Origin of the sequence: Gordonia sp. SID5947, assembly GCF_009862785.1 — a bacterium.
GTDB lineage: Bacteria > Actinomycetota > Actinomycetes > Mycobacteriales > Mycobacteriaceae > Gordonia.
Genome location: NZ_WWHU01000001.1, coordinates 1 through 23,756, shown reverse-complemented (window position 1 = coordinate 23,756; position 23,756 = coordinate 1). Strand labels below are relative to the sequence as shown.

Below are 23,756 nucleotides of genomic sequence, written 5' to 3'. Positions count from 1 at the left end.
CCCACCCTCGGTGACGAGGTCGAGACGATGACGCCCTGCGTGAAGTGTGAACGCCCTGCCGCCGAGGTGAGTTCCATGTCACAGCCGAGTCCGGCGTGGAGACGGTCCGCGAGTCGGCGCCGGACATCGTCGGTTCACGGCAAGATGGACCGGTGACCGATCAGCCCTCATCGTCGCCCGACACGCTCGCACCCGACCCGCTGGGCCGCGCCCTGAGCGACATCGTGACGTTCGTCGACCAGAGCGGCTGGGATCAGCCTCCTCTCCTCTTCGCCCTGGTCCCGACCGCCACCCTCGCGCAGGTCCAGCCAGATCTGATCGATCCCGACGACGACTCGGAGCTGAGCCCGATCGCGCAGGAGCCCCTGGAAATCGATTTCGGAACAGCCGGGACCGCGGACCTCGAGCGCATCTTGGCGACGACGACCTGGCCCGCGCCGGTGGCCGGGGCGGCGCTCGTCCAGGAGATCCTGGTACTGCCCCCGGAGGCCGAGGCCGACCTGGATTCGGCATTCCTGCAGGTTGTCGGCGACCCCGAAGACCTCACCGGAGGCGACGCCGTCCTGCGCGCCTCAGCCGACGCTCACCCCGATGCCCGTCCCGCCCGGCTCGCCGTCGGGGCGCTGCGCGGCGGGCGGACATTGGCCCTGATGCAACTCCGTCCCGAGGCGGATACAGAAACGGCCGGCATCGAGTTGCTCACCCATGCCGATCTGGCCACCGATCTGCGCGCCGCTTTGGCACACACGCTCGACGACGGAACCGACAGCTGACGGCGGTGGCCCCTCAGCAATGCGGCGCGGGACGCCCTGCGCCCACATCGCCGAGCGCGTCGACGGCTCCCTGCAGATTGTTGACCTTCACCAGGGTGAGCCCGTCGGGTACATCCGAGGCGGCCTCGGCGCAGTTGCGCTGCGGGACGAGGAAGACGGTGGCACCCGCGTCACGCGCAGCGCGGGTCTTGTGTGTGATGCCGCCGATCGGGCCGACCGTTCCGGCCTCGTCGATGGTCCCGGTCCCCGCGATGAACTTGCCGTGGGTCAGTTCGCCCGGGCTGAGCCGGTCGATCACCGCCAGACTCAGCATCATCCCGGCCGACGGGCCGCCGATGTCACCGACGTTGTACGAGATCTTCAGTGCCGGATCGGCATTCACCACTTCGGGCGTGACCCCGAGGTAACCGACCTTCGGATCGTCCGGTCGGGCCGCGAGCGTGACCGTCACGGTCTGCTTCGCCCCGCCGCGATCGATCTCGATGGGAACTGCGGTGCCGGGGGCATTCCCCTTGACCGCCGCCTGCATCTCGGCCGTCGTCGACACCGGCTTGCCGGCGACCGTCAGCACCTGATCGCCCTGCCGGAGCACGTCGGCAGACGGACCATCGGGGGCGACAGACACGACCACGACCTTGGTCGGCCGGTGCAGATATCGCAGCGCAGCGGCGGTCGCGCTGTCCTCCGATCCCGTCATCTCCTGCTGGTTCTGTTGCCGCACGTCGTCCGGGGACTGATCGGGCGGGTACAGGCGGTCACGCGGCTCGAGCGTGTACGTGCCCGACATCCACATCCCGAGGGCCTGGAACATCGACATGCCGTCGGTGACGGAGACCGTCGTCAGATTCAGATTTCCGGTCGTCGGATCGGTGGGCGTACCGGTGATGTCGACGACGGACTTGTCGTCGAGGGTGCCGAGGGTGTTCACGGTCGGGCCGGGGCCGAGTGCCACGAACGGCACCTGCACGGTCGTCCCGACGAACAGCAGTGCGACGAAGACCAGCGCGGTGACGGCGACGGTCGCTATCCGACGATGCCCGGGCTGCAAGCTCATTCCGCTCACAGTAACGGACCGCTTCTGCCTTGAGCTGCCTACGCTCAAGGCGAACGCCGCGACGCCGGGCGGGCGGTACCGTGGAGCCATGAGTGATCTGCCCTTCGGGTTCTCCCCCTCCGGCGACGACGATGACGAGCGCCGCGGCGAGGACAAGCGTCGCGCGGACAAGTCCGGCGACGACGCGACCTCCGGCGATCCGGGCAACGCGCAGAACCCGTTCGGTTTCGCCATGGGCGGCGCCGAGGGTTTCGACCCGTCTCAGCTCGGCCAGATGTTCTCCCAGCTGGGCAACATGTTCAGCGGCATGGGAGCCGGGATGGCGCCCGGCGCGGGCGGCGGTCCGGTCAACTACCAGGTCGCGACGAACCTCGCGCGTCAGCAGATCGGCGATTTCACGCCGGTTCTCGACAAGGAGACCCAGGCCGTCGCCGACGCGGTCCGACTGGCCGACGTCTGGCTCGACGACGTGACCACCTTCCCCGGCGGGGTGCGGCAGGCCGTCGCGTGGACACCGGTGACGTGGCTCGAGGAGTCCCTGCCGACGTGGAAGCGCCTCTGCGATCCGGTCGCCACCCAGCTCTCGCGCACGTGGGAACAGAACCTGCCCGCCGAGGCCGCCCAGTTCGCCGGCCCGATGATGGGCATGCTGACCCAGATGAGCGGGATGGCTTTCGGCACCCAGCTCGGCCAGGGGCTCGGCCAGCTCGCGAAGGAGGTGCTCACCTCCACCGATGTCGGCCTGCCCCTGGCCTCCGAGGGCACCGCGGTGTTGCTGCCCGAAGCGATCGCGACCTTTGCCGAAGGGCTCGAACAGCCCGCGCAGGAGATCATCCTCTTTCTCGCCGCGCGCGAAGCCGCACACGTGCGTCTGTTCACCCATGTCGGGTGGCTCCGGCAGCGCTTGCTGTCCACGGTCGAGGAGTACGCGCGTGGCATCAGCATCGACTTCAGCGGTATCGCCGACATGGCCACCGGGATCGACCCGCAGGAACTCCTGTCCGACCCGTCCAAGCTCGAAGAGCTGATCGGGTCGTCGGCATCGTTCGAGCCGACCACCACACCCGAGCAGGAGGCGGCGCTCGCCAGGCTCGAGACCCTCCTCGCCCTGATCGAGGGCTGGGTGGAGCAGGTGGTGTCGGCAGCCTTCCACGACCGCATCCCCAGCGCGGCCGCGCTGACCGAGACGATGCGGCGGCGGCGCGCCACGGGCGGTCCCGCAGAGCAGACTTTCGCGACGCTCGTCGGCCTGGAACTGCGGCCACGCAAGGTGCGGGAGGCATCTGCGCTCTGGCGGCAGTTGTTGGAAGCAGGCGACATCTCGACTCGCGACGGGGTGTGGGCGCATCCGGACCTGATGCCTGACGCCGACGATCTCGACCATCCTGCAGCCTTCATCGATGGCGTCATCGGCGGCGGAGCCAGTTCGTTCGACGACCCCATCGCCCAGCTCGAGGCAACTCTCGCCCAGGAGCGCGCGGCGCAGGAGTCACAGGACCAGACGCCGCCGGAATCCCCCGATTCCGACGACCCGCCCCGCGAGTCCGGCACGTCGTGATCGCGGCGGCGGTAGCGGACGTATCCTCACCACCGCAACCGTCTTGATCACAGGCGATCCCGCTTGTGCACAACCTGTTCCGCATCGCGTCAGACGTGGTCCGGGGGTGGCAGAGTGACGCCATGCCCGATCCCAGCTCCCGACGCTCGTCCCGGGCGGCCCGGGAGGTTTCCCGGCCAACCACCGAATTGCCGATCAGCCTTCCTCTGGTGCGCCCGGGAACGCCGGTCCTGGTCCGGCCGGGCAACCGCGTCCACGTCGGCAGCGACCCGCATCGCAGTCTGATCATCGAACTCAGCTCACCGGTCCGAGCGGACGCGGTCGCCTCGCTGTTACGAGACCTGATGCAACCCCGGGCGCGCGGAGAGATGGTGCGGCGTGCACGGGCGATCGGGCTGACCGCCACAGATCTCGCCACCATCGTCGGCCGGCTCACCGCGGCAGGCCACGCGATCGCCACCGACAACGGCAGATCGTCGTCCACGCTGCGCATCCGTCTGCACGGCCGCGGGCCCCTGTCCGACCTGCTGGCCGCATCGCTCGCCGAGGTCGGGATGGTGCCGCGCCGCTCGGCCCGTCGACCGAATGACGCGGTCGACGGGTGGGATGCGAATCTGGTGGTGCTCACCGACTTCCTGGTCCACGATCCGGCCGTCGTCAACGGGCTCACCGCCGCCCGCATCCCTCACCTGCAGGTGCGTGTCCGGGATGGCGTGGGGGTCATCGGTCCGCTCGTGCTGCCGGGCCTGTCGAGTTGCCTCCGATGCGCCGATCACCATCGCACCACGATGGAACCGGACTGGCCGCTGCTGGCGGCACAGATGGTGCGGCAGCCGGGATATGCCAGCGCGGGCACCATCCGCAGCACGGCCGCCCTCACCCACGAACAGATCGAGCAGCTCGCGGGGGCACTCTGGGCCGGCGCTCCGACCACCTCGACACCCCAATTGCTGAACCGCGCTTTGGAATTCCACGCAGATCCGGCAAGGCTCACCGTGGTCGAATGGCCGCCGCACCCGTTGTGCGAGTGCCATCCGATCGCCGCGCAGGCCGGTTGACCACGGCAGCAGCCCGACCACCGGGTGTGGGGGCCGCCGCGAACGGCCGTCCTCTATCCTGAGGTGGGGAAAGGACGCTATGAGCGACATCACTCGGGGGCAGGGACGACGCAACGCCAAGTTGGCGTCACTGCCCATCGGTATGGCCGGACGCGCAGCGGCCGGTCTCGGTAAACGCATGGTCGGCAGAGACAAGGACGAAGTCCAGCAGGAGATGCTGGAGCGGGCCGCCGAACAGCTCTTCGCCGTGCTGGGCGAGCTCAAGGGTGGCGCCATGAAGGTCGGCCAGGCCATGTCCATCATGGAGGCCGCCATCCCGGACGAGTTCGGGGAGCCATTCCGCGAGGCATTGACCAAACTGCAGGCGGAGGCGCCGCCGCTGCCTGCATCCAAGGTGCACAAGGTCCTCGACCAGCAACTCGGCACCAAGTGGCGCGATCGGTGCCGCGAGTTCTCCGACGAGCCCGCCGCATCGGCGAGTATCGGCCAGGTCCACAAGGCGGTCTGGTCCGACGGCCGGACCGTCGCCATCAAAGTGCAATACCCGGGGGCCGACCACGCGCTCAAGGCCGACCTGAAGACACTGTCCCGGATGTCGGGGCTGCTCCAGAAGCTGTCGCCGGGCACCGACGTCAGGGCGATGATGGACGAGCTCATCGACCGGACGGAGGCGGAGCTCGACTATCTCGGCGAAGCCGACAACCAGCGCGCCTTTGCCAAGGCCTTCGACGGCGATCCCGACTTCCTGGTTCCCAAGGTGGTGGCGAGCGCACCGAAAGTGGTTGTCTCGGAATGGATCGACGGCACGCGGTTGTCCAAGGTGATCACCGACGGCGATCAGGCGACCCGCGACAGTGCCGCGGCGAAGATGGCCACCTTCGAGGTCAGTTCACCCTTCCGGGTCGGACTCCTGCACGGCGACCCCCATCCGGGCAACTTCTTCCTCACCGACGACGGCCGCTTCGGCATCCTCGACTTCGGTGCGGTCGGCCATTACCCCAACGGCTTGCCGCCGGAAACCGGGCCCATCCTGCGGCTGGCCCGGGACCAGCAGTACGAAGAGCTCAAAGAGCTGATGGTGAAAACGGATTTCATCCGCCGATCGCATGCCGATCGGGTGAGCGCCGCCGACATCGAGGCGTACCTGAAGCCCTACGTCGATCCGCTCTACACCGAGTCGTTCCACTTCACCCGCAAGTGGATGCAGCGGGCCGCAGGCCAGGCCACCGACGTCCGCGGCGATGTGTACAAGACGTCGCGAAACCTGAACGTGCCCAAGAACTATGTGATGGTCTTTCGGGTACTCGCCGGATGTGTCGGCATCGCTTCACAACTCGAGGCGAACGCGCCGTACCGCGCGATCATGGAGAAGTGGGTGCCGGGTCTCGCCGAGTGACCCTTCGTGACGCTCGCACGCTCGCTCCTCAGGGAGCCTGAAGTCAGGTCCCTGAGGAGCCTCGCGAAAAGCACGCGACACTTCCCGCCCCCTGAGGAGCCTCGCGAGGAACGAGCGAAGCGTCACGAAGGGCGCCCTCAGCTCACGCATCAGGCGGCATTCTTCCGCGGCCGACCGCGCGGGCGCTTCCGCGCGATCACGGTGCCGCGATCGAGGATCTCACCGCCCCAGACCCCCAGGGCTCGGCTCGATCCAGCGCAGCCTGCAGGCAGGCCTCGCGAAGTGGGCACTCGGCACACATTGCCTTCGCCCGCTCCAGATCTCGGGGGTCCTCGGCGAACCACAGATCGGCGTCGGCCACCTGGCAGGGCAGGTCCAGGCCGCCGACCGACACGCGGTCCGCCGAAAGACAGGATTCGAGAACGCAATCGACGGTCATCTTGCTCTCCACATCTGCTCGTGTTGGGTGTGAACCCGGAGTCCTCGATGTGAAGGTGACGACATGATGCTCATCCGCTGGGATGAACTCGATCTCGATCATCTACGACAAGGGCCACGGGTTCGCGTCTGCGATTCGCCCGTGGCCCGAAAGGTGCGGAGTTAACTTCTCCGCAGACTTCGTATCTGCACGGGGAACCGCTGGGCGGCTCGCGCACCGGCGACTGCCGGATCTGCGAGCGCTACTGCTGCGGCGGGCGCATGCGTCGGACGCACGGGGGTCAGGTCGACACAGGAGCGGTCGCGACGGAGTTCGATACCGACGAAGTCGGCTGACGCCCAAGACATCGCCACAGGCACGCTGACGCTCGCCTGAATGTTGATTCCGTTCACTGATCCGCTCCTTTCCGTGCTCGCAGGCTTCCACATGTGAGGCGACCCGTTACGGACAAACAGGTAGCGCCCCGTGCTGACCAATCCAGACTAGGGGTGCGGCAAAATTCGCACAACCTATTTTTGACCAGCGGGTTTCGATACGGCCCGGGCTCGATATGGCGCGTACTCGCTACGCTCGCACGGACCTACTCAACCCAGGGCCGTTCACGAGGCCGAGGAGTTCTCGACCGAACTCCTCGAGTTTCGTCGGTCCGATCCCGGGGATCGCGCCGAGGGAGCGGGCATCCACCGGGCGCTGGTCCGCCACCGCGTCGAGCATCGCGTCGGTGAGGATCGCCGACTCCCGCACTCCGCGCTGCCGGGCACGGTCGGCGCGCCAGGCCTTCAGCGCGGACACCAACGATTCGTCACGATCCTCGATACGGCAGCTCGCGCAGCGTCCCCGCACCCGAGACTCTGGGTTCACCAGTTCGGCGCCGCACACCGTGCACCGTCCACTCCGGTTCGGATCGAGGTCGATACCGTCGAGAAACCGGGTGCGCCGGCGCGTGGCACGTCCGGCCCCCGATCGCGACAGGCTCCACGAGAGATAAAGGTGCTCGCGGGCCCTGGTGATGCCGACGTAGAACAGACGACGTTCTTCCTCGATCGCATCGTCGCCGTGGTCTATCGCCTGGGTGATCGGAACCGACCCTTCGGTGAGTCCGACCAGGAAGACCGCATCCCACTCCAGCCCCTTCGCCGCGTGCAGCGACGCCAGTGTGACACCCACCTGCGCGGGGGTGTGCCGCTCACCGGCACGCAGCGACAACTCACCCACGAGGCGTCGCAGCGTCATACCCGGCTGATCGGCGATGATCTCGTCGACGACGGCCATCAAGGTACGCAACGATTCCCATCGAGTCTTCGCTGTCGGGCCGGCTGGTTCGGTCTCACTCAGACCAAGCGGCGCCAGAACCGCGCGCACCACCCGCGTGGTGTCGGCGTCGGGCGGAAGATCGTCGCGGCCGGCGGCGGCCTCGAGATTGCGCATCGCCTGCCCGATCTCGGTACGCATGAAGAACGCCTCGGAACCCCGCACCTGATATGGGATGCCGGCCTCTGTGAGCGCCTCCTCGAACCGCTCGGACTGGGCGTTGACGCGATAGAGCACAGCGATCTCCGATGGTGAGGTACCGGAGTTGACCAGGTGTTTGATCTGCGCGGCAACACCGTTCGCCTCACGCACGTCGTCGGCGAACTCGGCCGGGCGGGGCACCGGGCCCCGCGGTCGTTGCCCCACCAACTCCAGCCGGGTTCCCGGTGACCGCTCGGTCGCCGCGCCGATGACCTGATTCGCCAGCGAGACCACCTCAGGGGTGGAGCGGTAGTCACGTTCCAGACGGACCAGGGTGGCATCCGGGTGGCGACGCGTGAAGTCCAACAGGTACTTCGCTGTCGCGCCGGCGAAGGAGTAGATGGTCTGGTTCGCATCGCCGACCACCGTCAGGTTGTCGCGCTCCCCCAGCCACGTCTCGAGCAACCGCTGCTGGATCGGCGTGATGTCCTGATACTCGTCGACGACGAAACACCGATAGCGCGAACGGAAATCAGCTGCGTGATCGCTCTCTCGGAGCAGCTCGCCCGCGTAGATGATCAGATCGTCGAAATCCAGGAGCAGATGTGCACCATCACGTTTCGCGGCTTCGTAGGTGTCGAAGACGGCGGACACCATGTCGTGCGGGAACGGCGTGTCGCGACCGGCCGCGGCCGCCCGCGCGGCGTAGTCGCCGGGCGCTATGAGAGACCCCTTGGCCCACTCGATCTCCGACGTGAGGTCCCGCAACGACTCGCTGGTCGTGGTCAGGCCGACGTGGCGGGCGGCGCGGGCGACCAGCGGGAGTTTGTGGTCGAGCAGTTCCCAGCTCAGTCCGCGCGGCCAGAAATAGCGGAGCTGCCGTAGGGCAGCCGCGTGAAAGGTTTGCGCCTGAACCGAATTGCCGGGTCCGGCGATGTCCAGCGACCGAAGCCGCGAACGCAACTCTCCGGCCGCTCGCGTGGTGAACGTGACGGCGAGCACCTGGCTCGGGTTCACCTGTCCGCTGTCGATCAGATGCGCGATGCGACGGGTGATGGTCCGCGTCTTGCCGGTTCCGGCTCCGGCCAGCACACACACCGGGCCGCGGGGGGCGAGTACCGCCCGCTGCTGCTCGGGGTCGAGGCCGTCGAGGATGCGGTGAAGATCGGGCACCCGGTTCACTATGCCATCCGGCACGGACACCCGACCGTCACGCACAATCGTCGAGAAACTGCGCCCGGTCGGCGCAGAGGGGACAGAGATCAGACGCCGAGCTTGGCCTTGACATCGGCGATCGACGGATTGGTGGCCGTACTGCCATCGGCGTACAACACGGTCGGGACGACGTGGTTTCCGCCGTTCACGCTGCCGACGAACTCTGCCGCATCAGGGTTGAGCTCGATGTCGACCTCCTGCCACGTGACCCCGAGGCTCTTCAGCCCCGTCTTCAGGCGTGCGCAGTATCCACACCAGCTGGTGGTGTACATCGTCAGTTCGCCGGTGTCGGAGACCCGGGCCGAGGCGTCGTCGTCGATCACATTGCTCATGTCACCCATAACAGCACGAAACGGCGCAGTGTTCCCGGCGAGCCGACCGCCGACCCTCCAGCCGTCAGCGGTCCGCGTACGCCCATGCCGTGATGAGCGATCGCGCGATGGAGATCGACCCCGGCAGGCGCAGCCTGCGCTCGTCGGTGCCCGTGCCGACCGATCCGTCGGCACGCACCCACTCGGCGCCCTCCTCGAGCGCATCGATGACCTCGGCGCGGTCGAACCATACGGCGTCGCCGATCTCGCCGTCCAAGAACGCCAGCGGTTCGTCAGGGTCGCCGATGGCCGCGAATCCCAGCATCAGCGACCTCGGGAACGGCCAGGGTTGACTGCCGAGATAGCGAGGTTCGCGGATGGTGATGCCGACCTCCTCGTGGACCTCGCGGGCGACGCATTGTTCGAGCGACTCTCCGGGTTCGACGAAACCCGCCAGGGTCGAGTACCAGCCGTCGGGCCAGATCGCCTGCCGACCGAGAAGGACCCGGTCGCCACCGTCGTGCACGACCGTGATGATGGCGGGATCGGTTCTCGGGAACTCATCTGCCCCGGTGTCGACGTGCCGCCGCACCCAGCCGCCTCGCGCCGGGACCGTCGCCGACCCGTCGACAGGCGAGAAGCGTGCTGTGGCATGCCAATTCAGAATGCCCAGCGCGGTGGCGAGGAGCCCGGCCTCGTCGGCGTCCAGGCCGTGGGCACCGCGACGCGGGTCGTCGGTGGGACCGTCGATGTGATCGACACGCCGCGCCCAGAGATCATTGCCGCCCGGTGAGACACCGAGGAAGACCGCATCTGCCAGGGGCTCCGGGCCGAGGTCGACCGCGGCCATCCAGTGCAGACCACCGCCGTCGGCCACCGGGTAGCGGCCAGTGGAGTCGACCAGCAACACTTTGGCGGCCGGCCATCCCGCCTGCATGCGGGCCGGATCGTCACGAACCTCGTCGGCACGGTCGAACGTCGCTCGCGACAGCAGCGGCGGTTGGTCGAGGACGAACTGATCCCCGATCACTCGGACTGTCCCTTGCGCACGTACAGCAACCTGTCTCCTGCCTCGATCTGCTCGACCTCACTGTCGTCGACACGATGCAACACCCCGTTGCGCACCACCCCGAGCACGATGTCACGGGTGTGCACGGGTGATCCACCCGTCTCGGTCGGATCGACCTCGCGTTCTGCGATCGCGTACCCCGCATCCGGCGTCAGCAGATCCTCGATCACCTCGACCACCGACGGAGTCATGGTCGCGATACCGAGCAGACGGCCTGCCGTCTCCGACGACACCACCACCGAGTTGGCACCCGACTGCCGCATGAGATGGGTGTTCTCCGATTCCCGGATGGACGCGACGATCTTTGCTCGCGGATTCAGTTCCCGCGCGGTCAACGTGGCCAGCACCGCTGTGTCGTCGCGGTTCGCGGCGACCACGATGCTCGCGGCGTGCGCGACACCCGCGAGCCGAAGCACGTCGGACTTCGTGGCATCGCCGCGCACGGTGACGAGGCCATCGGCGGCAGCGGCCTCCAGGATGTTCGGGTCCGAGTCGACCACGACGATCTCGGCAGGCTTGATGCCGTCGCCGATCATCGCGTCCACCGCGGTCCGACCCTTGGTGCCGTAACCGATGACGACCGTGTGATTACGCACGCTGTTCCTCCAACGCTGGATCTTGAGCGCCTGCCGCGACCGTTCGGTCAGCACCTCCAGTGTGGTTCCGATCAAGACGATCAGGAACAGCACGCGCAACGGTGTGATGATCAGAAGGTTGATCAGTCGGGCGGACGGGGTGAACGGGGTGATGTCGCCGTACCCGGTGGTCGAGAGGGTCACCGCGGAGTAATACATCGCGTCGAGAAACGACAGCGAGTTCTCCTGGACGTCCCGGTATCCGTCGCGGTCGAGATAGACGATGATCGAGGTCGCGAAGAGCGCGAAAACCGCGAAGACCACCCGCTTGCCGATCGCCCTGCCCGGACTCTGCTGCAGTTCCGGAATCCGGACGACTCCGACGAGTGCATAGTCGGGGCTGTCCGCGAGTTCCTCGGACCGCAGGCGTCGCCGAAACCCCCTGGATCGCATCAGCCATACCGCCGTTCGCTCACGAGTGGAATCTAGCTCATTTCGCCAGCATTGCAGCGAGCGCGGGCCGATCGGGCAGGTCGTCGGGCTCCAGCGTGAAACCGGACCGCACATAGTGGAACGCGGCGCGCACGTTCTCGAGCGGGACGCCGGCCAACTGTGCCCACGCGATGCGGTAGGCCGCGAGCTGGACGAAAAGCGATTCACGGCGCGCGGGTTCCGGCACCGACCCGGTCTTCCAGTCGACCACCAGCCACCGCCCGCCGGGTTCGGCGAACACCGCATCGATGCGGCCGCGGATCACCGTCGGACCGATCACCGTCTCGAACGGCACCTCGACCTCGGTCGGGCTGCGCTGCGCCCACCCGGACGCCAGAAACGCCTCACGCAGTTGATCGAGGTCGGTGTCGGGTGACGCGGTCGCATCGGCGGCGCCCGGCAACTCGTCGACGTCGAGCAGACGCGTCGCGCCGAACCAACGCTCGACCCAGGCGTGAAAAGCAGTACCTCGCCGGGCAGTCGGGTTGGGCTGGTATGGCGTCGGACGCCGCAGTCGTCGCGCGAAGGCCGCCTCGTCGGTGTCGAGCTCCACGAGCTGGCTCACCGACAGGTGCGTCGGCAGCTCCACGTCTACCTCGGCCTGGTTGGTGCTGTGATGTTCGGCGAGCAGGGCGGCGACCTCGGCGCGCCACGCGGCGATCTCCTCGTCGTCCTCGTCGCCGGGCAGCCGCTCGGACGTCTGCGCATCGAACAACGCGGGCGCGTCCCGGTCGGCGACGGCGTCGAGGACCAATCGGGCCGCGGCCGTCACGGCATCGCGACGCTCGCCGAGCAGATCCCGCGGCCACGGCTCACTGACGATGCGCTCGGCCAAGGGATTCACCGCGTCATCGACCGGGTCGGGCGCGTCGACGTCGATCACCATGTCGGTCGAATCCACATCAGGATCGGCGATGGAAGCCGCCATGATCGTCCGGATCTCCTCGAAGAACGGTGAACCACCCCGAGGCTTGTCACCCGTCTCGGACCAGTGATGTGCCGAGATCAACAGCTCGTGTTTCGCGCGGGTCAGGGCGACATAGAGCAGCCGACGGTCCTCCTCGAGCCTGCGCTGCCCGATCGCCTCCTTGTGTTCGGTCAGCGTCGCCTCCAGCTCCTTGCGATCGGCCACCGATCGCAGATCCAGCGCCGGGAAGCCTTCTGCATCGGCGTCGTCGGCGAGATCGCCCCGCAACGCGGCAGGCAGCTCCTTGGCGCTGCCCAGCCAGGTCGTGTCGGCACGACCACCGGGAAAGATGCCCTGACACAGATGCGGGAGCACCACGACATCCCACTCGAGCCCCTTGGCCGCATGCACCGTGAGAATCTGCACCCGCTGTTCGGCCACCTCGATCCGACCGGGTTCGAGACCCTTCTCGATGGTCTCCGCGGTGTCCAGGAATGCCAGCAGCCCAGGGAGATTCGCTCCGGGCCGGTCAGCGTAGGCGGTCACGTAGTCGGCAAACGCATCCAGATGCTCGCGTCCGGTGATCGCACCACGCATGCGATGCGCTCGGATCTGCGCCTCCACCGCCACCCCGATGGTGTGTTCGACGTCGGCGACGAGTTCGGGAAGCGGCTGTCCGATCCGGCGGCGCAACGACTCGAGCTGCGCGCCGAAAGCACGGATCCGGGCGTATCCCTGCGCGCTGTAGCGCTGTGCGTCGCCGGGATCGACGATGGCATCCGCGATTCCGGCGCGATCGACGATCTCAGTGGGCAAGACCGCATCGAGGGCATCGTCGAGCTCCTCCCGCGACGCCACCACACCGGTTGATCCATACGATTCGACCGCGGCCAACTCGGTGGCGCGCCGCCACAGAGTTGCCAGGTCACCTGCGCCGAGCTGCCATCGGGCACCGGTGAGTAGCCGCATCGCCGCAGTTCCGGCCATCGGGTCGGCGATCACCCGCAACATCGCGACGATGTCCTCGATCTCGGGCACATGCAGCAGGCCACCGATGCCGACGACCTCCGCGGGGATTCCCCGACTCTCCAGCTCCGCGGCCAACGGGGCGGAATCCTCGTTGCGTCGCACCAGGATCGCCGTGGTGGGCGGAACCTCGCCGGCCGCCTCCGCCTCCCGATAGTGCCGTTCCACGTGACCGGCAACCCAGTTCCGCTCGTCGACGACGGTCTCGGTGAGGGCAAGGCGGACCGAGCCGAGCGGAGCGTCCGGACGTGGCCGCAACACGCTGACGGGGATGCCCCGACGACGGAGCTCGTCCGACGTCTCGTTCGCGAGCCGCAACGCGTGCACCGCATTCCGCCAGCTGGTGAGCAATTCCAGCCGAACCGCGGGCGACGAGTCGGACTGCCGGAAGTCATCGGCGAACCGGGGTAGATTGGCCGCCGACGCACCTCGCCACCCGTAGATGGACTGGATGGGGTCGCCGACCGCCGTCACGGCAACGCTGCCGACGACGTCAGTTCCACGTCTCGGATTCGATACCCGGCCGGCCGGCGCCACGCCGAACAGTGTCGCCAGCAGGATTCGCTGCGAGTGACCGGTGTCCTGATATTCGTCCAGTAACACCGCTCTGAACGATTCTCTCTCGGCGGCAACCACTTCGGGATTTCGCATCACCAGTCGAGCCGCCAGCGACATCTGGCTGCCGAAGTCGAGGGCGGTGGCCGCACGCATCGACTCCGAGAGCGCCTCCACCATCGGGATCAGTTCGCGGCGCTCGTCGATGACGTCGCGTACCTTCAGCAGCGCCTGAGTGGGTGTGTCGCGCTGACGGGGTCCTTTCGGCAACGTATCGATCAACTGGTACAGGTCGTCTCCGGCACGTCGCAGGTCGTCCATGTCGACGAGGTGCTCGGCCATCTCGCCGTAGAGCTTCAGCACCGCCTCGGTGACACTGGCCGGGACCTTCTTCGTCTGCAACTCCCCGGTCCAGTTCGCGACCACCGAGAACGCCATCTGCCACAGCTCGGTCTCCGACAACAGCGTCGAATTCGGTTCCACCGGCAGCAGCAGACCGTAATCGGCGATGAGCCGACCCGCGTACGCGTGATATGTACTCACCTCCGGATCACCACCGCTCAACCGTGCGGCAACGGAACCATCGGGATCCCAGTTCCGCAACGCGGGCGAGGCCGCCAGCATCGACAGACGCCGCCGGATACGTGCTCCCAGCTCACTGGCCGCCTTCCGCGTGAAGGTCAGACCCAACACCTGATCGGGCGCCACCATGCCGTTGGCCACCAGCCACACCACCCGGGCCGCCATGGTCTCCGTCTTGCCCGCACCCGCACCGGCCACGACGAGGATCGGCTCCATGGGCGCCTCGATCACCGCCACCTGTTCCGGGGTGGGTGTGGGCAGCCCGAGTGCGGCCGCCAGCGACACCGCGGAGATCCTCCGCCGCCCGTCTCGGTCAGTCATCGATCACCGTCTTGCCGCGCAGTTGCGCCGGGCAGCTGGTGGCCAGCGCACAGTGGGCACATCCCGGGTTGAGCGTCGCGGCGAAACGCGGTCCCACACTGGCCCGGGCTGCCTTGCGTACCACCGTTATCCACTCATCCACTCGTTCGGCCGTGAGGGGCTCCTGGACCCGCTCGGTGGCACCGCTGTTCCGGTTCGCCGCCGAGACGTAGACGAGACGGCCGCCCCCGGGGTCCGCGTTTCCGGTGCCTTCGACCCCGCCGAGCGCCAACGCGAGTTGGTACGTCGCCAACTGTGCGTGATCTTGCGCGTCCGCCTTGGTGATCGCGGTCTTCGCGGTCTTCACGTCGACCACCACCGGCCGGCCGTCACGATCTCGCTCGAGCCGGTCGATCCGGCCGCGCAGGCGTACCGGCACCCCCGCCTCGCCCTCGGGATCGGCCTCCGGTGACCCGGCAGGCAACGTCGCGTCGATCTCCGCCTCGACGCCCATCTCCGACAACTCGTCACGCGAGAGCCGCAGCCAGTCACGGAAATTCGTGAGCATCGCCTCGGCCCGCTCGAGCTCCCGAACCGAATACCAGGCCGCCCCGGTGTCGACGCGATCCCAGATCCCGCGCAGCGCCGCTGTCACCTCGGCCGGTTCGATCTGGCCGGCCACGGCCTGCACCAGAGTGTGCACCAGGGTTCCGGTCAACGCGGGCGTGCCGTCACCGTCGCGCCCGCCATGTCGTTCCAGGACCCAGCGCAACGAACATCGTGTCAACGACTCCACGTTCGACGGCGACAACATCACCGGCCCGCGGTCGGGAGTCCACAGGGACGCATCCGTACTCGGTCCGGCCAGCCCGTACCAATCCTTTGGTGCGGCCCTGGAATGTCGGAATCGGCAAGCTCGGCAAGCAGTTCCGCGGCCGCACGGGTACGCGCGTCGCTCGCTCCACTCCCGGCGCCGGTCACATCCGGCCCGCTCGCTCCACTCCCGGCACCGATCACATCCGGCCCGCTCGCTCCGCTCCCGGCGCCGATCACATCCGGCCCGCTCGCTCCGCTCCCGGCGCCGATCACATCCGGCCCGCTCGCTCCGCTCCCGGCGCCGGCCACAACCGCGGAACGCAACGTCGCGATCAACGACGGCAACGAGAGCACCCGGTCGACTCCCGGGTCCAACGGCAGTTCCGCAAACGGCTCCGCCGGTTCGGCCTCCACGGCATCGGACGAGGCGCGACGCGATGCGAGCGCATCGGCTATCTCCGCGACGAACCGCGACGGCGAGGCGTCACCGCTGCCGTCCTCCACCGCCGTGACCAGCAGTCGCCGTCGCGCCCGCGTACACGCCACCAGCAACAGCCGCCGTTCGTCGGCCAGCGCGGACGTGCTGCGCGCCACCGTGTCCAATGCCTCGGGATCGACGCCGTCGAGGAGATCGACCAACTGGCCGGTACCCAACACACTGCCCCGACTTCGCAGCGACGGCCACAGACCGTCCAGCACCCCGCCACCGCGACGACATCCCATTCACGACCGGCGGCGGCATGCGCCGACAACACGGTGACGGCCTCGGCACCAGCGCCCGGAACACGGCTGTCCCGAGGAATCTGCAATGCCCCGAGGTACCGCACGAAACCCGCCGGGCCGGCCGCCGGAAGATTGTCGGCGAACCCGGCGGCGGCCTCGAACATCGCCATCACCGCGTCGAGATCCCGGTCAGCCTGCTCCCCTGCCGGCCCACCGCGGATCGCGCCGGCCATCCACCGACGCTCCAGTCCGGTCGCCTGCCAGGCCGCCCACAGCGTCTCCTCCACGCTGCGCCGCGCCGCATCGGTCCGATGAGCAGCGTCGACCACCTCCAGCACACGGACCAGCGGGCGGGCCTCGGCGTCGGTGAGAGCTCGGAGGTAACGTTCGGCCTCGTCGCGGTCGAGGATCGCGCGACGCAACGCGATCAGCGAATCTGTCGCCGCACCACCGTCGCCCGTCCGCTCGTCGAACCGGCGGACGCCCCGACGCAGCCGACGCATGGCACCCGGGTCGGCCCCGCCCACCGGGCCGGACAACAGTGCGACCGCTTCCTCCACCCCGAACTCCTCGACAGCCTCGTCGTCGGACAACCCCCGCGCCGCGACGGCACGCAAGACCTGCATCAACGCCGCGACGGCACGCTGACGGTGCAGGGGCAGATCGCTGGTCGGCGTGGTCACGGGGACTCCGGCCGAACGGAACGCGCGCCGCAGAGCCGGTAGCGCCAGCGAAACCGAACGCACGATCACGGCCATCCGCGACCATGGGACCCCGGAGAACAGATGCGCTCTACGTAACAGATCGGCGACCGCCGTCGCCTCCTTGGCGGCCGAGCTGAAGACCCTCACCTCTGCGCCGCCGAGCGGGTCCTCGACCGGCTCGGTGCCGGCCGGCCCCGACTCCGGCCCCGCGGGATACGGATGTGGGCGGGCTCCCGGCAGCCGGGAGGCCAGCGCGGCCCCGACCGCGGCGATCGCCGGATCATTCCGGAAGCCTTGTGCCAGCACGATGTCTCGGCCGGAACCTCGCTCGGCGAGGTCGTCGGCGAACCGCGGGCTCGCGCCTCGGAATCCGAACACCGACTGATCTGTGTCGGCGGCGACGATCGTCGAATCGGTGCCGGTTCCGATCAACGTCACCAGCGCCGCTGCCTGGGGATCGAGATGCTGCGCGTCGTCGACCAGGAGATGCCGGATTCGCCGACGCTGACCGGCGAGGAGCTCGGGATCGGTAGCGAAGGCCGACAACGCCGACCCGACGAGTTCCGCGGCATCGACCGCGGGTGCCGACGCACCGGGAGAATCCGCTCCGACCGCGCCGCGCAACAGCATGTTCTGCTCGTACTGGCCGTACGCCCGGCCCGCCGCCACCCACTCCGGGCGGCGATGGCGGCGCCCCAGCGCGGTCAGTTCCTCGGGGCCGACCCCGCGTTCGGCCGCCCGCATCATCAGATCGCGCAACGCCTGGGCGAACCCATCGGTGCCCAGTGCCGGCCTCAGCCGATCGGGCCAATACTCCGCACCGTCCTCGATGTCACCGGCCAGCAACTCCCGCAACACCATGTCCTGCTCGGAGCCGGTGATCAGGCGGGCGGCGGATTCCCGTGCGCGGATGCCTGCAACCGGAGGACGGCGAACGCGTAGGAGTGCACCGTGCGCACCAAGGGTTCTCGCAGCGCCTGACCCGCGCCCTCGCCATCGTCGCTCCCCGATGCCGCCAACACACGCCGTGTGATCTCCTCGCGGAGCATCCCGCGGCGCGGCGCGACGAGGCCAACACCAGCACCGACTCGGGATCGACCCCCGACGGACGAGCCGGGACACCGCGGCATCGACGATCAGGGACGTCTTCCCCGTCCCCGGGCCGCCATGCACACGGATCGGCGACCACGGCCGTCCAGGGTCCGCCGAGGTCCATTCACCGATCGCGGCCTGCACTTCGGCAGGCCATCGCCGGGCGACGTCGTCGGCGCCGGCCCGGGGGCGACCAGTCGCGTGCGTAGCGCGGTGCCGGTCCCGGGCGGGGAATCGACGCGTCGTGCCATGCCCCTATGGAATCACGCGACAACGACAACGGTTCTGCCACGACCCCGCGATCCCCAGGCGACGGCCCACCAGAGATGCGGCAGGATGGCAGCCATGTCGTTGACCACCTACGTCTTCGGGCCGGAGGGGCCGGAAGCGCCGCATGTCCTTGCGATCCACGGACTGACCGGGCACGGGAAACGCTGGGAGTCGCTCGCCGCCGGTCACCTCGCCGACCTGCGTGTGATTGCTCCCGATCTCCTCGGACACGGACATTCCACCTGGGTGCCGCCATGGTCGTTCGAGGCACATGTGGCGTCACTGGTCGATGTGGTCGACCGGTACGTCGCGGTGGCCGCCCGCCCATTCGTGATCGTCGGGCACTCGTTCGGGGGCGCCATCGCGGTGCGTCTCGCCCGGCAGCTGGGCACCGACTCCGTCCGCGGACTGGTGTTGCTCGACCCGGCCCAGGGGCTCGACCCCGCCATGGCGCTCGAGGTCGCCACCGACAGCCTCGAGCACTGGGACTACACGGACGCGGTGGCGGCAAAGGCGGCAAAGCGCGCAGAAGGATGGTCCGACGTCCCGGAAGATCTGCTGGACAAGGAGATCGACGACCACCTCATCGACAACGCAGACCGACGGGTCGGCTGGCGTGTGTCCGCACCGGCGGCCGCGACGGCGTGGAGCGAGATGGCCCGCGACGCCGCCTTGCCGCCGGCCGGTGTGCCGACCACCATCGTCGTCGCAGATCGCGTCGATCCCCCGTTCGTCCGACCCGCCTTCCTCGAAGCCTGCACTTCGCAACGTCCGACACGGTCGAGATCGTGCACGCCGATTGTGAACACATGGTGCCGTTCCTTGCTCCCGAGCTCACCGCGCGCACGATTCGGTCGATGTTCGATCGGGCCTGACGTGGCGTCGGTCACCGAGGACGAGGTCGAGCAGGTACGCGCCCTGGTGGCCGCGATCCCGGTCGGCCAGGTCACCACCTACGGCGACCTCGCCGCGGCCGTCGGCCTGTCCAGTCCGCGGATCGTCGGATGGATCATGCGGACCGATTCGGCCGATCTGCCATGGCATCGGGTGATCTCCGCGAGCGGAAGACCTGCCGCACATCTCGCCGGCCGACAACTCGAACGCCTACTCGGCGAGGGAGTTCCGGTGCGCGACGGAAAGGTTGTGCTGCGGGAGTGTCGGTGGGACGTCCCGGGCCGGTGAGGGTGGTCTCGAGACGCCAGGCGAGCCGGCTGTATCGAGATCCCACTGCGCGACAAGGACCTTCAGCGCACCGGCTGCCGACGGCGATACGGCTGACCGCGGCCCGCATCCTGGTCACGATCAGATCGACGATACGACGGTCGGCGCCGAGTGGATCGGCGACGGCGTCAGCACCGTAGGTGTGCAACCGGTCGTGGAAGAGCCCGGGCGCCAGCAGATGCGTTGCGATCACCACGCGGCGACCGTTCCGCGAGGCACGCTCGAGCGCCTCCGGCACCGACGGCGACGAGGTGGTGATGAATCCGACCTCGACCCGCCCCCGATGAGAGATTCCAGCTGACGGGCCGCGAGATGAACCTGACCACAAGCACTTTCGTCGGATGATCCGGCCGCAGCCAGCACCACGGCATCTCCGGCCGCCAACCCGCCTCGATCAACCGGAGCCGCGCCACGCAGCGATCCCAGGGTCCGGTCCAAGCGCCGGGTGATCACCGTATCCGGCCGCCCCGCTGCCGCGACATGGTGCGGGATGTCCTTGCGTACGTGATATCCCGAGGCCAAGAAGGCGGGGACGAGCACTGCGGGACGATCGACGTCCGCGATCACCTCGGCGGGCGTCGGTCCGAGCACGTCGACAAAGGCGGTCCGGGTGGTGCCGATCCGCTCGCTCACAAGCCTCGGCGATCTGAGCGATCACGTTGACTCCGAGAGGATTTCGGGTCCCATGCGCGACCAGAACCGGACTGATGTCGCGGAGTCGATCACCCTCAGGCAAGATCGGGTCACTGCTCCTGCGCGTCATTCGGGATCGTCCTCTCCGTCGTACTCCAGATCGACCGCGAGTCGATACCCCCGCTTCACCACCGTCTGGATCATCTTGGGGTCCCCCAACGCGTTTCGTAGCCGTGCGACGGCCACCTCGACGGCATGCGTGTCGCAGCTGTCACCGGGGAGGCCCGTCAGGAGTTCCTGGCGCGAGACGACCCGACCTGGAACCGTCGCAAGGGCCTTGAGCAGACTCAGGCTGGTGGCCGACAGATCGCGGAGTTCGCCGTCGACGACTACGGCCTGACCACGAATGGCGGTGTCGTGACCGTGGATCCGCAGATTGTGACTGCGTCGCGGAAGCTCTTCGGTGATCAGCCGCGCCAGCGCACCGAGGCGGAACCGCTTCGGATAGATGGTCGGGATCTGCAAGGCCTCGAGCGGTCCAGCCGTGACCGACCCCCACACATCACCGGTACGCGGTGCGCATGGCATGGACGAACGGCGAGAGCTTTCCCAATTCCTTGGCGCGGGTGAGGATCGCGGCCGCCGCCGGCGCACTCGTGAACGTGATGGCGTCGAGGTCACCCCTTGTGACGGCGCCGACCATCCGGTCGATGCGATCGACGTCGGGATGCATGTTCCAGCGGTAGACGGGCACCGGCAGCACGTGGGCCCCGGCGGCCCGCAGCACCGCACAGAAATCCGGCAACGGTTCCCACTCGGTGGTCGCCCCGTGCAACTGCACCGCGATGCGCACCCCGTCGACGCCCTGCTCGAGCAGCCGGTCGAGTACCTCCGACGACGACTCGCTCTCCGGAGACCACTCCTCCCGCAGCCCGGCGCGCGGATGGCACCCTTGCCTTGGGTCCGCGGGCGATCAGGCGACTCTTCCCGAGCGCGTCGATCAGAGACTCCGCGCTTCCCCATCCGTCGGCCGCCTCCACCCAGCCCCGAAACCCGATGCCAGTGGTGGCGACCATGAGGTCGGGCGGGTCGACGATGATCTCCCTCGTCACCCGCTCGAGCTCTGTGTCGTCGGTCAGCGGCAGGATCCGGATCGTCGGTGCTGCCATGATCTCGGCTCCCCGACGAGTCAACAGTGCCGCGAACTCATCTGCCCGGCGTGCAGCGTGATGCCGATGGTGAAACCGGCCAGCGGCAGGTTCTCCGTGTCGTCAGGGGATGCGGTGTTCTTGTTTGTGCTCATCGGCGCGGAAAGAACACCTCGACCATGTCGTCGACGATGTGTACCGCATAACTCGCCACCGACGTCGTCTCGTCGTCGATGCACAGCCCGGTGCGCAACGAGAACACCTGCTTGCCCAGGGGACTCGCGACGGTCGGCTCACCCGAACGGTCACCGGTCACCCCGCGCGAGAGCACCGCGGCGTGGGAGAACGGATCGATGTTGCCGATCGCATACAGCCGCGTGCGGCCGACGACCGCCTCCCGATCGGTCTCCACCGCGGGCACGCGGAACAGTGCGGCCTGTTCGAAACCCGGGCCGAGGACCCCGACACCCCGGCCGATCGCCAGATCGGCCACTGCACAGGCCCGCACCCATTGCCCGGGCACCGCGTCGGGATGGGTCCCGGGTTCGGCGGGTTCATGAGCGAGGATCACGTCGGCACTCCTTCACGTTCGGGTTCGGTCACGTCATTGACCGCGAGTTGCAGTCCGGTCGCACGTGGCGGCATCGCAGGCATGTCGAGCAGCACCGGCACCTTCCGATCGGCGTCGGCGAAGCGGATCGTCGGTCGACCACGTCGGGCGCGTTCGAACGAGACGAAGCGCTTCAGTTTCTCCTCGTCGTCGAGTACTGCGGCCCATTCATCGCGGTACCCGGCGACGTGTGCTTCCATCGCCGCCTCCAGCTCGGTGGCCAGTCCAAGGCTGTCATCACAGACCACCGCACGCAGATGATCGAGACCGCCCTCCAACGACTCCAGCCACGGCGCGGTGCGCTGCAGCCGGTCGGCAGTACGGACATAGAACATAAGGTACCGATCAATGTATGCGACCAGGGTCTGGTCATCCACTCCACTGGCCAGGAGTTGCGCGTGCTTCGGGCTCTGGCCGCCGTTGCCGGCGACATAGAGATTCCACCCGTTCTCGGTGGCGATCACGCCCACATCCTTGCCGCGCGCCTCGGCACACTCGCGTGCGCAGCCCGACACCCCGAACTTCAGTTTGTGGGGCGACCGGAGTCCGCGGTAGCGATTCTCCAGGAACACGGCCATGCCGACGGAGTCCTGTACCCGTACCGACACCAGGTGGACCCGACGCAGCTCTTCACGGTGCGCAGACTCTTCCCGTACGCCTGCCCGATTCCATCCCTACGTCGACGAGCCTGCGCCAGATCTCCGGCAACTGATCGACCCGCGCCCCGAACAGGTCGATCCGCTGACCACCGGTGATCTTGGTGTACAGACCGAAGTCGCGGGCGATCTCCGATCACGATGAGCTGTTCGGGGTGACCTCCCCACCCGGCATCCGCGGCACCACCGAGTACGACCCGTTCTTCTGCATGTTCGCGAGGAAGTGGTCGTTGGTGTCCTGCAGAGCGGCCTGCTCCCCGTCGAGAATGTGATCGCTGGACGTGGACGCCAGGATCGAGGCGACCGTCGGCTTGCAGATCTCGCATCCCTGACCCGTCCCGTACCGCTCGACCAGTTCGGAGAACGTACGGATTCCGGTGACGGAGACGATCTCGAACAACTCGCTGCGCGACTGCCCGAAATGCTCACACAGCGCCTTGGACAGCTCGACACCCGATGCGGCGAGCAGCGACTTCACGCTCGGCAGACACCCACCGCAGGTGGTCCCGGCGCACGTCGCCTTCTTGATGTCGGCTATCTCACATGCGCCCGCCGCGATCGCCGAGCAGATCGATCCCTTGGAAACCCCATTACACGAACAGATCTCGGCATCGTCGGGCAGCGCGTCGATACCGACCCCGGGCCCGGCGGCAGGAGCGATCAGGGCGGCCGGGTCTCCTGGGATCTCGCGACCCACCATCGGCTTGAGCATCGCATACGCCGACGCATCGCCGACCAGGATGCCGCCGAGGAGCGTGGTGGCGTCGTCGGATACGACCACCTTCGCGTACCTGCCTGCCACCGCATCGTGATAGACGATCTCGAGAGCGTTCTCGGTGGTGGCCATGGCGTCACCGAAGCTGGCGACGTCAACGCCGAGGAGCTTGAGCTTGGTGGACATGTCGGCACCCGGGAAGGTGCTGCGCGTGCCGAGCAATTGGTCGGCGACCACCTCGGCGGTGCTGTACCCCGGCGCGACCAACCCGTAACACCGACCCTCCACCGCGGCCACCTCGCCGATCGCGTAGACGTCGGGGTCGTCGGTTCGACAGTTCGTGTCCACCAGTACGCCGCCCCGCTCACCGACGGCCAGGCCCGCGTCGCGGGCGAGTTGATCGCGC

Annotated in this window: 12 protein-coding genes and 6 pseudogenes; 6 read left to right on the top strand and 12 right to left on the bottom strand. The window is 68.1% G+C overall.

What is annotated here, in order from left to right; genetic code table 11:
• The first annotated feature begins 152 nt into the window (after positions 1–152).
• Positions 153–773, top strand: coding sequence for a PPA1309 family protein (locus GTV32_RS00095; RefSeq protein WP_343287150.1), 621 nt, complete (start codon positions 153–155; stop codon positions 771–773).
• A 13-nt stretch (positions 774–786) separates the two neighbouring features.
• On the opposite strand, the gene GTV32_RS00090 is transcribed toward GTV32_RS00095, so the two are convergent.
• A complete protein-coding gene (locus tag GTV32_RS00090) occupies positions 787–1,827 on the bottom strand; it encodes a PDZ domain-containing protein (RefSeq protein WP_161058441.1) in 1,041 nt (346 codons plus the stop codon).
• Between the two features lie 88 nt (positions 1,828–1,915).
• On the opposite strand from GTV32_RS00090, the gene GTV32_RS00085 reads away from it, so the two are divergent.
• The 3 genes from GTV32_RS00085 (at position 1,916) to GTV32_RS00075 (ending at position 5,839) form a co-directional block, all read left to right on the top strand.
• A complete protein-coding gene (locus GTV32_RS00085) occupies positions 1,916–3,385 on the top strand; it encodes a zinc-dependent metalloprotease (protein WP_161058440.1) in 1,470 nt (489 codons plus the stop codon).
• 122 nt (positions 3,386–3,507) lie between these two features.
• Positions 3,508–4,443 (top strand): hypothetical protein, encoded by a 936-nt coding sequence (locus tag GTV32_RS00080; RefSeq protein ID WP_237421454.1) that lies wholly within the window; start codon positions 3,508–3,510, stop codon positions 4,441–4,443.
• A gap of 79 nt (positions 4,444–4,522) precedes the next feature.
• Entirely contained in the window at positions 4,523–5,839 is a 1,317-nt protein-coding gene (locus tag GTV32_RS00075) for an AarF/UbiB family protein (RefSeq protein ID WP_161058439.1), read from the top strand.
• 149 nt (positions 5,840–5,988) lie between these two features.
• Here the strand turns inward: GTV32_RS00075 and GTV32_RS00070 are convergent.
• The 7 genes and pseudogenes from GTV32_RS00070 to GTV32_RS23970 all read right to left on the bottom strand — a co-directional run bounded on the left by GTV32_RS00070 (position 5,989) and on the right by GTV32_RS23970 (position 18,348).
• Positions 5,989–6,278: pseudogene (locus GTV32_RS00070) on the bottom strand (WhiB family transcriptional regulator).
• Between the two features lie 564 nt (positions 6,279–6,842).
• The gene (locus GTV32_RS00065; protein WP_161058438.1) at positions 6,843–8,903 is read right to left on the bottom strand and encodes an ATP-dependent DNA helicase UvrD2; all 2,061 of its coding nucleotides are present in this window, start codon (positions 8,901–8,903) and stop codon (positions 6,843–6,845) included.
• An 89-nt stretch (positions 8,904–8,992) separates the two neighbouring features.
• Positions 8,993–9,277: a mycoredoxin gene (locus GTV32_RS00060; RefSeq protein ID WP_161058437.1), complete on the bottom strand. Its 285-nt coding sequence runs from the start codon at positions 9,275–9,277 to the stop codon at positions 8,993–8,995.
• Between the two features lie 64 nt (positions 9,278–9,341).
• Entirely contained in the window at positions 9,342–10,286 is a 945-nt protein-coding gene (gene nudC, locus GTV32_RS00055; protein ID WP_343287149.1) for an NAD(+) diphosphatase, read from the bottom strand.
• Positions 10,283–11,353, bottom strand: coding sequence for a potassium channel family protein (locus GTV32_RS00050; RefSeq protein ID WP_161058436.1), 1,071 nt, complete (start codon positions 11,351–11,353; stop codon positions 10,283–10,285). The genes nudC and GTV32_RS00050 overlap by 4 nt, the downstream gene beginning before the upstream one ends.
• 37 nt (positions 11,354–11,390) lie before the next feature.
• On the bottom strand, positions 11,391–14,783 hold the full coding sequence (locus GTV32_RS00045; RefSeq protein WP_161058435.1) for a UvrD-helicase domain-containing protein: 3,393 nt from the start codon (positions 14,781–14,783) through the stop codon (positions 11,391–11,393).
• Positions 14,776–18,348: pseudogene (locus GTV32_RS23970) on the bottom strand (ATP-dependent DNA helicase). Before GTV32_RS23970 ends, GTV32_RS00045 begins: the two are co-directional and overlap by 8 nt.
• A 94-nt stretch (positions 18,349–18,442) precedes the next feature.
• On the opposite strand from GTV32_RS23970, the pseudogene GTV32_RS00030 reads away from it, so the two are divergent.
• A pseudogene (locus GTV32_RS00030) lies at positions 18,443–19,242 on the top strand (alpha/beta fold hydrolase).
• Positions 19,169–19,549 carry an MGMT family protein gene (locus tag GTV32_RS00025; RefSeq protein ID WP_343287148.1) on the top strand — a complete coding sequence of 127 codons (381 nt, stop codon included), beginning with the start codon at positions 19,169–19,171 and terminating at the stop codon, positions 19,547–19,549. Before GTV32_RS00030 ends, GTV32_RS00025 begins: the two are co-directional and overlap by 74 nt.
• Before the next feature lie 91 nt (positions 19,550–19,640).
• Here GTV32_RS00025 and GTV32_RS00020 read toward each other — a convergent pair.
• The 4 genes and pseudogenes from GTV32_RS00020 to nirB all read right to left on the bottom strand — a co-directional run.
• A pseudogene (locus tag GTV32_RS00020) lies at positions 19,641–20,351 on the bottom strand (sirohydrochlorin chelatase); the annotation flags it as partial.
• Positions 20,348–21,524, bottom strand: a pseudogene (locus GTV32_RS00015) (uroporphyrinogen-III synthase). The pseudogenes GTV32_RS00015 and GTV32_RS00020, both read right to left, overlap by 4 nt.
• Positions 21,521–21,940 carry a nitrite reductase small subunit NirD gene (nirD, locus tag GTV32_RS00010; protein WP_161058433.1) on the bottom strand — a complete coding sequence of 140 codons (420 nt, stop codon included), beginning with the start codon at positions 21,938–21,940 and terminating at the stop codon, positions 21,521–21,523. The pseudogene GTV32_RS00015 and the gene nirD overlap by 4 nt, the downstream one beginning before the upstream one ends.
• Positions 21,937–23,756 (bottom strand): annotated as a pseudogene (gene nirB / locus GTV32_RS00005) (nitrite reductase large subunit NirB); the annotation flags it as partial. The gene nirD and the pseudogene nirB, both read right to left, overlap by 4 nt.